This is a genomic window from Vibrio sp. 10N.286.48.B8, from assembly GCF_003050085.1.
Lineage (GTDB): Bacteria > Pseudomonadota > Gammaproteobacteria > Enterobacterales > Vibrionaceae > Vibrio > Vibrio crassostreae.
In genome coordinates this window covers 60263-74935 of record NZ_PIGD01000002.1, presented here as the reverse complement: position 1 = coordinate 74935, position 14673 = coordinate 60263, and the positions used below count along the sequence as shown (strand labels likewise).

The window sequence follows — 14673 nt, the reverse complement described above, 5'->3', positions numbered from 1 at the left end:
ATGAAAGACTTTCTAAAACTCATTTGGCGTAACCCGATGGCCCTAACAGGCGTCATCATCCTAAGTATTTTTATTCTTGGCGCTATTGCAGCTCCATTAATCACCAAACATGTACCAGACAAGCGTACAGGTAACCCACACGAATACCCTGGTTTCGTGGTGAAGTCTGCACAAACTAACCCTGATGGCTGGGTTGCTCAAAACCTAGCAGACGACCGCCGTACATTGATCATGTCTAAAAAGGCAGACCACGTACTAGGTACAACTCGTATGGGTCGTGACGTTTGGTCTCAAGTGGTATACGGCGCACGCGTGTCTCTTGCTGTAGGTTTTGGTGCGGGTCTAACCGTATGTTTACTCGCAACTGTTATTGGTGTTTCTGCAGGTTACTTCGGTGGCCGTGTCGATGACGTTCTAACAGCCGCAATGAACATCATGCTGGTAATCCCTCAATACCCATTATTGTTCGTAGTAGCAGCCTTTATCGGTGAGGCAGGGCCACTCACCATAACCTTGGTTATCGGCTTTATGTCCTGGGCTTGGGGCGCTCGTGTTGTTCGCTCCCAGACCTTGGCACTGCGTGAAAAAGAGTTTGTAAAAGCCGCTGAAGTTTTGGGTGAATCTTCATTCCGCATCATCTTCGTAGAGATTCTGCCAAACCTTATCTCTATCGTTGGCGCAAGCTTCATCGGTTCGGTGATGTACGCAATCATGATGGAAGCAACGATCTCGTTCCTAGGTCTTGGTGACCCGAACACAATCAGCTGGGGCATCATGCTTTACAACGTTCAAACCTCTTCATCAATGCTGATTGGCGCTTGGTGGGAACTGTTGGCTCCGTGTATCGCACTGACACTACTTGTAACTGGTCTTGCTCTACTTAACTTCGCTGTCGATGAAATTGCTAACCCGCAACTGCGTTCTCACAAAGGCATGAAGCGTTGGAAGAAACTAGCAGCACAAGACAAAGAAGAACGTGAACCAGAACTACCACCACAAAATGCACTTTGGAGCGGAGATAAATAATCATGTCTGAACCACTAATTTCTATCCGCAACTTATGCGTGGATTACATCACAGAGTCTGGCGATGTTCGTGCGTGTAACAACGTAAGCTTCGACATCGCTCCAGGTGAAGTATTCGGCCTAGCTGGTGAATCTGGCTGTGGTAAATCAACGGTCGCTTTCTCTCTGATGCGTCTTCATAAGCCGCCCGCTTACATCAGTGGTGGTGAGGTTATCTTCAACGGTGAGAACATCCTTGAATACAGTGATGACCGTATGCAAGCGTTCCGTTGGAGCGAAATGTCGATGGTATTCCAGAGTGCGATGAACGCACTCAACCCAGTACTACCGATGGAAGAGCAGTTTTGTGACGTAATTATGCGTCACACCAACATGACTCGTGAGCAAGCTAAACAACGTGCTGAAGGTCTACTTGAAATTGTAGATATTCACCCGAGCCGATTGAGTGACTACCCTCACCAATTCTCTGGCGGCATGCGTCAGCGCTTGGTTATTGCTATCGCGTTAGCACTGAATCCAAAGCTGATCATTATGGATGAACCGACAACCGCACTTGATGTGGTTGTGCAACGCGAAATCCTACAAAAGATCTATGCACTGAAAGAAGAGTTTGGCTTCTCTATTCTGTTCATCACCCATGACTTGTCATTGATGGTCGAGTTCTCTGACCGCATCGGCATCATGTACTCAGGTGAGCTAATCGAGGTGGCTAACTCTCAAGATATCCTAGAAAACCCTTACCACCCTTACACCAAAGGGCTGGGAAGTTCTTTCCCTCCACTGACAGGGCCAAAGACAAAGTTAGCAGGTATTCCAGGTAACCCTCTGAACCTGTTAGAGATCCCTGAAGGGTGTCGTTTCCAAGCTCGTTGTGACCGTGTACATGAAACGTGTACCAAGGTGCCAACCAAGCTGCGTTCTATCGACCCGGGACATTTGTCTAACTGCCACCTGTACGGTGACCCAATAGTACAAAGGAAGCTATAGCTTGCACGCTAACTTGGCGTGAATAACGAACAAGGCGGCCCGTCCGCCTAAAAACAAGCAAAGCGAATAAGGATTCTGGAGACAATTATGAGCAAAGATTTCGGTCAATTATTGGTAGAAGGCAAAAATGTCGTAAAAGACTTCCCAATAAGCAGTACCACCATTCAAACCCCAATGATGCGTGCGATTAACGACGTGTCATTCAAGATGTATAAAAGTCGCGGCTTAGCGGTGGTTGGTGAGTCTGGTTCAGGCAAATCAACAACGGCAAAGATGATCGCAAAAATGTACGCGCCTTCGGGCGGCACGATAGAATACAAAGGCCGTGATATCCAAGAGATCTCAAGCAGAAAAGATCTTATGCACTACCGTGAAGGCGTGCAGATGGTATGGCAAGACCCGTTTGGTTCACTGAACCCAACGCACAATATCTTCCACCACATTGCTCGACCGTTGTTAATCCACAAGAAAGTATCTCCGGGCAATAAAAGAGAACTAGAAGAACGCGTTTACGATCTTTTAGAGCAAGTTGGTCTCATTCCGCCAAAAGAGACGGCGAAGAAATACCCTCACCAACTGTCTGGCGGCCAACGTCAACGTGTCAATCTAGCACGTAACATCGCAGTTGGTGCTGAAGTTGTTCTGGCCGATGAACCAACATCAATGCTAGACGTTTCAATTCGTGCGGGTGTTTTAAACCTGATGGAAGAGATGAAGTTTGAGAAGCAAATGTCACTGCTTTACATCACTCACGACATCGCAACTGCTCGTTATATTGCTGAGGATCTTTCAGTGATGTACGTCGGTCACATGGTGGAATGGGGCGATACCGACGACGTTATTGCTAACCCTCAACACCCTTACACTCAACTGCTGGTTTCTGCCGTTCCAGATCCTAAGAAATCGATCCACGAGCAACTTGCTGGCAACAAAGGTGAGATTCCTCTTTGGACACCAGTATCAGCAGGCTGCCCATTTGCAGGCCGTTGTACTCATGTGATGGACAAGTGTAAAGAGCAGCTACCAGGGGTTACACAGCTAGCTGATAACCACTTTGTACGCTGTTACCTACACGAAAGCTAAGCATAAAAACCCAAGTTAGGGTCTGCGGGCCCTAACTATTTATATCCAAAAAAATTCAAGTACCTAGCCAATAGAAACTAGGACTGTCGGAGAATATTGATGCTGTTATTGACCAACCATATTGGGTATGAGTCCACAGGCCCCAAGCAAGCTATATTACAAACTAAGAAAGCTCGCCTATCTAGCACAACGGCTCTACTCGTCTGTGCTGACAACCATATGACTGTCGGAAGTTTTGATGTGGTTAAACAAGGCCGCGTAGCAAATTGGCATCAAGGGCAATTCTTCACTATTGATTTCAGTTCAGCCACTGAATCTGGTCGCTACTACCTGCGTTTTGATAACCTACGCTCAGAAGTTTTCGAGATTGGTAGCAACCTATTAATGAACCACACCTTTTCTGATGTGCTTCATTACTTTAAGTCTCAACGTTGTGGCGGCACTTTTGACAAGAAAGATCGACAAGCACAAATTCTTGGCACCGACAGATACGTCGATGTCCACGGTGGCTGGTACGACGCATCAGGTGATGTAAGCAAGTACTTTAGCCACTTGTCTTACGGCAACTACCTCAATCCACAACAGATTCCGATGGTTGTTTGGAACATGCTCAAAAGCGTGCGCTTAACCAGTGACAATCCAGACTTCCCTAAATTCTCCATGACTCGCCTAACAGAAGAAGCGCTATTCGGTGCTGATTTCTTAGTACGTATGCAAGACGCGGCTGGATACTTCTACATGACAGTATTCGACAAGTGGAGTAAAGATATCAACCAGCGCGATATCTGTGCTTATGCGACTCAAGAAGGTCATAAATCAACAGACTTACAAGCAGGCTACCGACAAGGTGCAGGTGTTGCTATTGCGGCACTCGCTGTGGCTTCTGAACTTGAGGTTTCAGGTAGCTACTCTAGCCAAACCTATCTTGATACCGCGACCAAAGGTTACTGGCATCTTAAAGAGTACAACCTCCAATACCTAAACGATGGTGAAGAGAACATCATCGATGAGTATTGCGCCCTACTCGCAGCCAATGAGCTGTATCGAGTAACACAAGACGAACAATACCTTTCAGAAGCAAGAACTTGGGCGACTCGTTTAATCTCTCGCCAACAGTCAGATGATTTATTTGAGCACTTCTGGTCAGCAAACTCTGATGGCTCTCGCCCATACTTTCATGCAGCTGAAGCTGGCCTTCCAGTAATTGCTTTGTGTGAGTACATCAACAATGAAACCGATACGGAGCTCAAAGAACAAGCTCGCATTGTTGTTGAACAAGCATGTCAGTTCGAAATCAACATCACCGATAAAGTAACCAACCCATTTGGCTACCCAAGACAGTACGTTAAAAATGTTGATGGTGATAAGCGCGATGCTTTCTTCGTCGCTCAGAAAAACGAAACAGGCTACTGGTGGCAAGGCGAGAACGCACGTCTTGGCTCACTCGCAACCATGGCGTATTTAGTTCAGCCACACATTCAAGACAGCGAACTGCAAAAGCGTTTAATCCAACTTTCACAGAACAGCCTCGACTGGATTTTAGGTCTCAATCCATACCACATGTGCATGCTTGATGGTCACGGTCATAACAACCCTGACTACTTACCTCAGCTTGGTTTTTTCAATGCCAAAGGCGGTATCTGTAACGGTATCACCGCTGGCTTTGAAGATGATCAAGACATTGCGTTTAATCCACCAGCACAAAAAGATGACATGCTTCAAAACTGGCGCTGGGGCGAACAATGGATCCCTCACGGCGCTTGGTTCCTATTGGCAACCGCTGCGCAGTTCAATTTCCTAGCACAACGTAAGGAGCAATAATCATGACTCTTTACTACGTAGGTATTGATGGTGGCGGCACTTCTTGTCGTGCTCGTATTCGTGATGACCAAGGCACACTCATTGGTGAAGCGAAAAGCGGCAGCGCTAATATCCTTTTGGGTGTTGATGTTGCGATGAGCTCAATTGTCGATGCGATTACTCAAGCAGCTCAGCAAGGGCAACTCGACTTTAATCATTTTTCCAATATGCATGTCGGCCTTGCACTGGCTGGTGCCGAGCAGAAATCAGCATGGTTCGACTTCATGGCACAAGCACACCCTTTCGCTAGCATGACGTTAAATACCGACGCTTATGGTGCATGCATTGGGGCTCACAATGGCCATAACGGTGCCATCATGATTGGCGGTACGGGTTCTTGCGGTATTTACCTAAAAGACGGTGAACAACATGTGGTTGGCGGTCGTGAATTCCCGATATCCGATCAAGGCGGCGGCGCTGTTATGGGCTTACGTTTGATTCAACAAGTCCTGCTTGCAGAAGATGGAATTCGTAGTAAAACCCCACTGACTCAGCATGTTATGAATCACTTTAATAATGATGTCGATGCCATTGTAGAGTGGTCAAAAGGCGCGATTCCAAAGGATTACGGTCAATTCTCACCTGTTATTTTTCAACTCGCTAATGAAGGTGACGAACTGGCTATCGAGATGCTCAAGCAAACCGCCGCTGATATCGAAATGTTTGTACTAGCACTGCATCACAAAGGTGCGGACAAGGTATGCCTGATGGGAAGTATCGCAGAGCGAATTCTCAACTGGCTATCACCACCAGTACAGCAATGGATCGTTAAACCTCAATTCGACGCTATCGAAGGCGCATTGATGTTTGCCGGTAAACCACAACACAACTTGTATCAACAGGCTTAGCAGGGAAGTTATATGAATTATCGCATCGACTTAGCTGTTCTTTCTGAACAAAAAAACAACTGCCGATTTGGCCTTACGGTACATAACTTAAGTGACCTTGACGTAACAGATTGGTCACTGCATTTTGCGTTTGACCGATTCATCCTTCAAGAGAGTTTATCGCAGGGTGAACTGACTCAAGTTGGCAGCTTTTGTTCGTTCAAACCAAGTTCGTCAGTGTTAAAGGCGAACAACCATTACTACCTTGAATTCAGCATTCAAAGCGCCCCATTCCGTTTTTATTCTGACGGTCTAAACGATGCCTTTATCCAAACGCATCACCAAGGCGAAACCTCGGTGCTGCCAGTCGCGATATCACCTATTGTTCTGGCGTCACCATACCGTGAACGCAATCAGATACCTGAAGTGAACGCTGCTGAGGTGGCATTAATTCCTCAGCCGAATCAGTTCGAACTTAAGCAAGGTAGCTTCGCGTTAAATAGTAAATGCAAAATTGAGGTTCAATCTCACCTTGCAGAGAAGGCCAGCGCTTGGTTACAACAAGAGTTACTGATTACGTTCGAGCTAGCGATTTCAACAGAACTCTCACCAGAAGCGAGCGGAGACATTCTACTTCGTAGCAACCCAACTTTAGATGAAGCCGAGTACAAGCTAACAATCACAACTCAACAAGTGGTCGTAGAATCAGGCAGTCAATCAGGCTTCACTCATGCAGTAGCTAGCTTAATCCAATTAGTTCAACAACAAAATGCTGAACGCTTCTCTGTGCCATGTTGCAAAATCGCCGACCAACCTCGTTTCAAATACCGCGGCATGATGTTGGACTGTGCACGTCACTTCCACTCGGTGGAGCAAGTGAAACGTTTAATCAACCAGTTGGCGCACTACAAATTCAACGTTTTTCATTGGCACCTAACCGATGATGAAGGTTGGAGGATCGAGATAAAGAGCCTACCTCAACTCACTGAAATCGGTGCTTGGCGAGGTCCTGACCATGCATTAGAGCCACAATATACCCATATTGCTGAAAACTACGGCGGCTTCTACACCCAGCAACAGATTCGCGAAGTGATTGAATACGCAGAACAACGCAGCATCACGGTTATCCCTGAGATCGATATCCCGGGACACTGCCGTGCAGCAATCAAATCACTGCCTGATATGTTGGTAGAGCAAGCAGACACTACTCAATACAAGAGCATTCAGCACTACAACGACAATGTGTTAAATCCAGGTTTACCGGGCACTTACCAGTTCTTAGATGCGGTTATTGAAGAAGTCGCAGAGCTATTCCCTAGCGAATTGATTCACATGGGCGCAGACGAAGTACCACCGGGCGTATGGACTAACAGCCCTGCAGCTCAAGCGCTGATGAAAGAACATCAATACCAAGACAGCAAAGATTTGCAAGGTCACCTATTCCGCTATGCCGAGAATAAGCTTAAGCAACTCGGCAAACGCATGGTGGGCTGGGAAGAAGCTCAGCACGGCGACAAGGTGAGCAAAGAGACCATCATCTATTCATGGCTCAGTGAAGAAGCGGCTGTGAACTGCGCTCGCCAAGGCTTTGATGTGGTATTGCAACCTGCACAATTTACCTATCTCGACATGACCCAAGATTATGCACCGGAAGAGCCGGGCGTAGATTGGGCTGCCGTTATCCCATTAGAACAAGCTTATACCTACGAAGCGCTTGCTGAGATATCCGACACCGACCCAATTCGTAAGCGGATCCGCGGAATTCAGTGTGCTCTATGGTGTGAGATCGTCACCAACCAAAAGCGTATGGATTACATGGTATTTCCAAGAATTAGCGCTTTAGCTGAAGGATGTTGGACACATAAAAACAACCGAAACTGGCTAGATTACCTGTCTCGCCTAAAGGGTCACTTGCCGCTACTCGACAGACTCAATGTTGACTATCGCAACCATTGGAAAGCTCAATAAAACAAAACCAAAGCAACACTCACATCGAGCGCTTGCTAACTCAAATTAAGGTGCTCAGTCAGATAAGACTCAGCATCACTATTTAAAAATTAGCTGCATAGATGCAGTTTGTTAAAAAGGAAATGACAATGAAATACGGCTATTTCGATAACGACAATCGCGAATACGTCATCACTCGCCCTGATGTACCAGCACCTTGGACCAACTACCTAGGTACTGAAAAGTTTTGTACCGTGATTTCGCACAATGCGGGCGGTTACTCGTTCTACAACTCTCCGGAATACAACCGTGTTACTAAGTTCCGTCCAAACGGCACCTTTGACCGTCCTGGACACTATGTTTACTTGCGTGATGATGAGACGGGTGATTACTGGTCTATCTCTTGGCAACCAGTGGCCAAGAGCCTAGATGAAGCGAACTACGAGGTTCGTCACGGCCTGTCATACTCAAAGTTCAAATGTGAATACAGCGGCATTACCGCAACCAAAACGCTATTCGTACCTAAAGGCGAAGATGCAGAAGTTTGGGACGTTGTGCTAAAGAACAACACTGATAAGCCACGTACTATCAGCACCTTCTCATTTGTTGAGTTCTCGTTCAGCCACATCCAATCGGACAACCAGAACCACCAGATGTCTTTGTACTCTGCGGGCACGTCTTACCAAGAAGGTGTGTTGGAATACGACCTATACTACAACACTAACGACTTTGAAGGCTTCTACTACCTAGCGTCAACCTTCTCACCAGACAGCTACGATGGCCAACGTGACAACTTCCTTGGCATGTACCGTGATGAAGCTAATCCAATTGCGGTTGAAAACGGTAAGTGTTCTAACAGCGCTCAAACCTGTTACAACCACTGTGGTTCTCTGCACAAGCAATTTACCATTCAACCGGGTGAAGAAGTTCGCTTTGCGTACGTACTAGGTATAGGTAAAGGCAACGGGGAACGCCTACGCGAGAAGTACCAAGATACAGCAAACGTTGATGCGGCTTTCCAAGGCATCAAAGATCACTGGGACGAGCGTTGCAACAAGTTCCAAGTTAAGTCTCCAAACGAAGGCTTAGACACCATGATCAACACTTGGACACTGTACCAAGCAGAAACCTGTGTAGTTTGGTCACGCTTTGCATCATTCATTGAAGTTGGGGGGCGTACTGGTCTTGGCTACCGTGATACTGCGCAAGATGCGATTTCAGTACCTCATGCCAACCCACAAATGACCAAGAAACGTATTATCGACCTGCTTCGTGGCCAAGTAAAAGCGGGCTACGGTCTACACCTATTCGATCCAGACTGGTTCGATCCAGAGAAAGCAGACGTTGAGCCTTCAAAATCACCAACTGTTGTTCCAACACCGTCAGATGACGACAAGATCCACGGCATTGAAGATACTTGTTCTGATGATCACTTGTGGATCGTTCCGACCATCATCAAATATGTGATGGAAACCGGTGAACATGACTTCTTTGATGAAGTAATTCCATACGCAGACGGAGGTGAAGCGACTGTCTACGAACACATGAAAGCGGCACTGAACTTCTCTGCAGAATACGTGGGGCAAACTGGTATTTGTAAAGGTCTACGTGCTGACTGGAATGACTGTTTGAACCTAGGTGGCGGTGAATCTTCAATGGTTTCATTCCTACACTTCTGGGCTCTACAAGAATTCTTAGACCTTGCTAAGTTCCGCAGTAACGATGCTGATGTAGCGAAATACACAGAAATGGCAGCGAACGTACGTGAAGCGTGTGAAACTCACCTTTGGGATGACGAAGGCGGTTGGTACATCCGTGGCCTAACGAAAAATGGCGACAAGATCGGTACTGCTCAACAAGCTGAAGGTCGAGTTCACCTTGAGTCAAACACGCTAGCAGTTCTGTCTGGCGCGGTATCTCAAGAGCGCGGTGAGAAAGCGATGGACGCAGTGGATGAGAACCTATTCTCGGAATACGGCTTACACCTAAACTCCCCATCATTTGCGACACCAAACGATGACATCGGCTTCGTCACTCGCGTTTACCAAGGCGTAAAAGAGAATGGCGCAATCTTCTCTCACCCAAATCCATGGGCTTGGGTAGCAGAAGCGAAGCTAGGTCGAGGTGACCGTGCGATGAAATTCTACGATGCTCTTAACCCGTACAACCAAAACGACATGATTGAAACACGTTACGCAGAACCCTACTCGTACGTGCAGTTCATCATGGGTAAAGATCACCAAGATCACGGCCGTGCAAACCACCCATGGTTAACCGGTACCTCTGGTTGGGCTTACTTCGCGGTAACCAACTTCATTCTTGGTGTTCGTACTGGCTTTGAAGGATTAACGGTTGATCCATGTATCCCAACAGATTGGCCAGAGTTCGAGGTTACTCGTCAATGGCGTGGCGCAACTTACAACATCACAGTGCAAAACCCGAATGCAGTAAGCAAAGGCGTTGCTTCTATCACTATCAATGGTGAGTCAGTTGAAGGTGCAATCCCAGTACAAGCAGAAGGCAGCGTGAACGATGTTGTCGTTGTTCTAGGCTAGCCACTCAATTTAACGAACAGCTCTTGTCTCAAGTCTTTACAGGCTTGAGACAATGAGACTAAAAGGATTTTCTAATGATTAAATTTGGTACAGGTGGCTGGCGCGCTTTCATTGGTGAAGAGTTCACTAGAGAAAACGTACGTTTGGTAGCGCAAGCGCTCGCTAACATCATCAACAACGAAGATGCTGCAAAGAACGGATTTGTGATCGGCTATGACCGTCGCTTCCTTTCAGATAAAGCGGCATGCTGGTTTGCAGAAGTACTTGCAGCGAACAACATCAAAGTAAGCTTCATTGATAAATTCGTTCCGACACCTATCGTGATGTTCCAAGCAAAAGAGATGGGCTGCACCTACTCGGCATGTATTACCGCATCTCACAACCCTGCGGATTACAACGGTATCAAGGTGTTCATTGAAGGTGGTCGTGATGCTGACGAGATCATCACAGAGAAGATCGAACAGCAAATCGCAACTCTAACCAACGAAGACGTTATCCGAGTTGATTTCGAACAAGCGTTGAATGACAAAGAAATCGAGATCATCAACCCGATGAACGACTTTGTTGATTCAATCATCAACTTTATCGATATCGAGTCGATCAAGAAAGCGAATCTGCGCGTACTAATTGACCCTATGTTTGGTGTCGCGAAAAACGCGTTGCAAACGGTTCTTATCAATGGTCGTTGTGATGTCGACGTGATCAACGATGGCAAAAACCCAGATTTTGGTGGCTTGATGCCATCGCCAAATGCCGCAACGCTGTATCGCTTAAAGCACTTAGTAGCCGCTGAAGGTTATGACATTGGTATTGGTACTGATGGTGATGCCGACCGTTTGGGTATCATCGATGAGAAGGGTCACTTCATCCACCCTAACGAAGTGCTATTACTGCTTTACTACTACTTATTGGAATACAAAGGCTGGAAAGGTTCTGTCGTGCGCAACATCGCAACCACACACCTACTCGACAAAGTGGCGGCGGATCACGGCGAGAAAAGCTTTGAGGTTCCGGTAGGCTTTAAACATATCAGCTCGCAAATGGAAGCCGATGACTCACTGATTGGTGGCGAAAGCTCAGGCGGTTTAACCATTCGTGGTCACATCAAAGGTAAAGATGGTGTCTTCGCGTCAAGCCTACTGGTTGAGATGATCAGCGTAACAGGTAAGAAATTGTCTGAGCTGCTTGATGAAATCTACTCTAAATATGGCTATGCCTACACCGCTGAAGGCGATTGTAAGTTTAAGCCTTCGGAGAAGGAAGCTCTCTACACTAAGATCTACGTAGAGAAACAACTGCCTGAATTTAAGTACGAAATTGAAAAAGTCAGCTATGAAGATGGTGCTAAGGTGTACTTCAAGAATGGCGGCTGGGTGATTGCTCGCTTCTCAGGAACAGAGCCGTTACTACGAATCTTCGCAGAAATGGAAGACAAAGACACTGCAGAACGTGTTCTTCAAAAAGTGAAAGACTTCCTCTCTCTATAGGCTTATAGAGTGTAGCAGTTTTGGATGGGACTTAACAAATCACTGCCTTGTTAAAGCCTATAGATGAAGAACTCTTGCCCAGTACTTTAGATTAAAGTGCTGGGCTTTTTTATCGCGAACTTCTATTGCTTAGCAGAGTAGGATTTACTGAGTTTAGCTAGCGACTAAACTGAGTTAGAACGCAAGCACGCCTTTGGTGTCTACTTTCACAGTTACTGGCATACCGACTTCAAGCGCTTCAGAAGAGGTCGACAATAACTTCTGACCATTGGCTTCAATCACATAGCGACAGTGATCGCCCATAAATTGCTGCTCCAATACAGACAGATTACTGTCGACATCATGGCTTGCCACAATATGTTGAGGTCTTAACAACAACGCGCAATCCGCACCCACTTCAATCTCGGTTTGTGCTTTCGCTTCAATCAGACCTAGGCTGGTTTCAAACTCATTGTCTGAAATACGCTGTGCCTTTAAGTAGCTACCGCCACCCAAGAAATCAGCAACGAACTTACTCGAAGGATGGAAATACAACTCAGACGCCGAACCATACTGTTCAATCACACCATGGTTCATTACAGCCATCTTATCTGCGAAAGCAAATGCCTCTTCGCGACTGTGAGTCACAAAAATAGCGGTCACACCCTGCTTCTTAAAGATCTTACGAATTTGAGAAATCAGCTCATGACGAACTTGAGTGTCAATGTTCGAGAATGGTTCATCTAACAGCAGTAAGTCAGGCTTGTATGCCAAAGATCGGGCAATCGCAACACGCTGCTGTTGACCACCAGAAAGTTGATGCGGGTATCGGTCACCATACTCATCTAAGTGAACCAACTCTAACATCTCTTGAACTTTCTCTTTCTTTTGCTGCTCTGAGAGTTCTTTTAGTCCAAAGCCAACGTTCTGGTTGACCGTCAAGTGCGGGAACAGAGCGTAGTCTTGGAAAATCATACCAATATTTCGTTGCTCCGGTGGCAACCAATTATCGCCATCATCGATGGTTTGACAGTTTAAACTCATTACGCCACTACTCAATGGAAGCAGGCCAGCAATCGCCTTAAGTAAGGTGGTTTTCCCGCAACCACTTGCACCAAGAAGACAAACAATTTCACCATGCTCAACTTCTAACGAGAGCGCTTCCAAGATGGTTTGCGACTCATACTTACAAGTCAAATCTTTAATTGATAATGCACAACTCATTAGTGTTTCTGCTCCAAAGAACGGTTTACGATGATCAGAGGAATTAAACCTACTAACACCAGTAATACAGCAGGCATCGCCGCCAATTCGAGGTGCTCATCTGAGGCATAGTTATAAACATAGGTCGCCAATGTTTCGAAGTTGAAAGGGCGCAGCAGCAATGCCGCATTTAGCTCTTTCATTGATTCGATAAACACCAGTAAACCGGCGATCAGCGCGCCGCGTTTAATCAAAGGTAAATGAACACGACGTAACATCTGGTTGGTATTGCAACCCATGGTTTTAGAAGCCATATCCAATGAAGGAGATACTTTACTCAAGCTACTTTCAATACTGCCAATCGCCACTGCAGAAAAACGCACCACCATTGCAAAGATCAGCGCAAACATGGAACCAGAGAAAATCAGCCCCGGGCGTCCCCACTCCATCACTTTGGCAATATCATTGACTAAGTGATCCATAAACAGCACAGGCACCATCACACCAATCGCCAACACAGTGCCTGGAACAGCATAGCCCATCGAAGCAATACGCATGTAAGCCTGATTTTTCTTACTCGGGCTGACACGTTGATTAAAGTTCACAATCATCGCAATGATAACGCCAATAATCGCCGCGACTACTGACACATAAAGACTGTTAACAGCATACTCTCTGAATTCAGGCGTCCAACTTTGTGCAAAGTATTTGTAGGCATAGATCATCAACTGACCCAGAGGGAACAAGAATGCAACGCACACTAACCCCCAGCACCAAAACAGTGCCAACCACTTCTTCCAACCGGATAGGTCGTAACGAAAGTCTTCACGACTGCTGAATTGATTCTGGAACAGTTTCTGTTTACGACGACTGTAGCGCTCTGAACTCAACAGCAGGATCACGATAACTAGCATAATTGCCGATATTTTCGCAGCAGCCGTTAAACTTGAATAACCTAGCCAGGTATCGTAAACCGCTGTCGTTAAAGTGTTGACTGCAAAGTAACTCACGGTACCAAAATCACCGATAGTTTCCATCGCAACAAGCGATAGACCTACCGCCATTGATGGGCGAACAAGTGGCAACGAGATACGACGAAAGCTTTCCCAAGGTGAGCATTTTAGCAACCGAGCGGATTGCAGTAAGGAGACGTTTTGCTCCATAAATGCGGCGCGGCACAGCAAGTAAACATAAGGATAAAGAACGAGAGACAGAACAATAATAGCACCAGATAAGGTTCTAATATCCGGGAACCAATACTCACCGGGTCCCCACCCAGTAAGATCTCGCAGTAGAACTTGAACAGGCCCAGCAAAGTCGAACCAATCGGTGAATATATACCCAACAATATAGCCTGGCATTGCTAATGGCAGTACTAGCGCCCATTGCAAAACCCGCTCTCCCGGAACACGGCACATTGCCATAATCCAAGCAGACGGAATACCAAAAACCAAAGACAGGAATAAGGTTCCCATGACTAAAACCACCGTATTGTAAGCATAGGTGGGCATTACTGTGGACATCAGATGAGAAAATAGCTCATCTGTTTCTCCAACAGCCGTCGTAAAAATCGCTAAGATCGGTAAAACCAGTAATACAGCAATAATGCCGCTACTGGTGTTCCATAAATAATTCTTTTCTTTCATCGCCTAACTACAAAGAGGCTTAATGAAACACAAATGCATTTGCAAATACATCTCATGTCCTTTTAATGGTGGGG

At 46.3% G+C, this 14673-nt stretch carries 10 protein-coding genes; 8 read left to right on the top strand and 2 right to left on the bottom strand.

Annotated features, from left to right (window positions below; translation table 11 throughout):
- The 8 genes from CWO08_RS02885 to CWO08_RS02850 all read left to right on the top strand — a co-directional run bounded on the left by CWO08_RS02885 (position 1) and on the right by CWO08_RS02850 (position 11771).
- Positions 1-1026 (top strand): ABC transporter permease, encoded by a 1026-nt coding sequence (locus tag CWO08_RS02885; RefSeq protein WP_017056648.1) that lies wholly within the window; start codon positions 1-3, stop codon positions 1024-1026.
- Between the two features lie 2 nt (positions 1027-1028).
- Complete coding sequence (locus CWO08_RS02880; RefSeq protein ID WP_048658172.1) at positions 1029-2012, top strand: ABC transporter ATP-binding protein; 984 nt, start codon at positions 1029-1031, stop codon at positions 2010-2012.
- 87 nt (positions 2013-2099) lie between these two features.
- The gene (locus CWO08_RS02875) at positions 2100-3095 is read left to right on the top strand and encodes an ABC transporter ATP-binding protein (RefSeq protein ID WP_108019823.1); all 996 of its coding nucleotides are present in this window, start codon (positions 2100-2102) and stop codon (positions 3093-3095) included.
- A gap of 99 nt (positions 3096-3194) precedes the next feature.
- Entirely contained in the window at positions 3195-4916 is a 1722-nt protein-coding gene (locus tag CWO08_RS02870; protein WP_055319601.1) for a glycoside hydrolase family 9 protein, read from the top strand.
- A gap of 2 nt (positions 4917-4918) precedes the next feature.
- Positions 4919-5803, top strand: a complete 885-nt coding sequence (locus CWO08_RS02865) for an N-acetylglucosamine kinase (RefSeq protein WP_055319602.1) — start codon at positions 4919-4921, stop codon at positions 5801-5803.
- A 12-nt stretch (positions 5804-5815) separates the two neighbouring features.
- Positions 5816-7750 (top strand): beta-N-acetylhexosaminidase, encoded by a 1935-nt coding sequence (locus tag CWO08_RS02860; RefSeq protein WP_108019821.1) that lies wholly within the window; start codon positions 5816-5818, stop codon positions 7748-7750.
- A gap of 128 nt (positions 7751-7878) precedes the next feature.
- The gene (locus CWO08_RS02855; RefSeq protein ID WP_108019819.1) at positions 7879-10284 is read left to right on the top strand and encodes a GH36-type glycosyl hydrolase domain-containing protein; all 2406 of its coding nucleotides are present in this window, start codon (positions 7879-7881) and stop codon (positions 10282-10284) included.
- Between the two features lie 74 nt (positions 10285-10358).
- Positions 10359-11771: a phosphoglucomutase/phosphomannomutase family protein gene (locus tag CWO08_RS02850; RefSeq protein WP_102478388.1), complete on the top strand. Its 1413-nt coding sequence runs from the start codon at positions 10359-10361 to the stop codon at positions 11769-11771.
- Between the two features lie 174 nt (positions 11772-11945).
- Here the strand turns inward: CWO08_RS02850 and CWO08_RS02845 are convergent, their stop codons facing one another.
- Positions 11946-12974 (bottom strand): ABC transporter ATP-binding protein, encoded by a 1029-nt coding sequence (locus tag CWO08_RS02845; RefSeq protein WP_048664518.1) that lies wholly within the window; start codon positions 12972-12974, stop codon positions 11946-11948.
- On the bottom strand, positions 12974-14599 hold the full coding sequence (locus CWO08_RS02840; protein ID WP_048658179.1) for an iron ABC transporter permease: 1626 nt from the start codon (positions 14597-14599) through the stop codon (positions 12974-12976). The genes CWO08_RS02845 and CWO08_RS02840 overlap by 1 nt, the downstream gene beginning before the upstream one ends.
- Positions 14600-14673 lie beyond the last annotated feature (74 nt).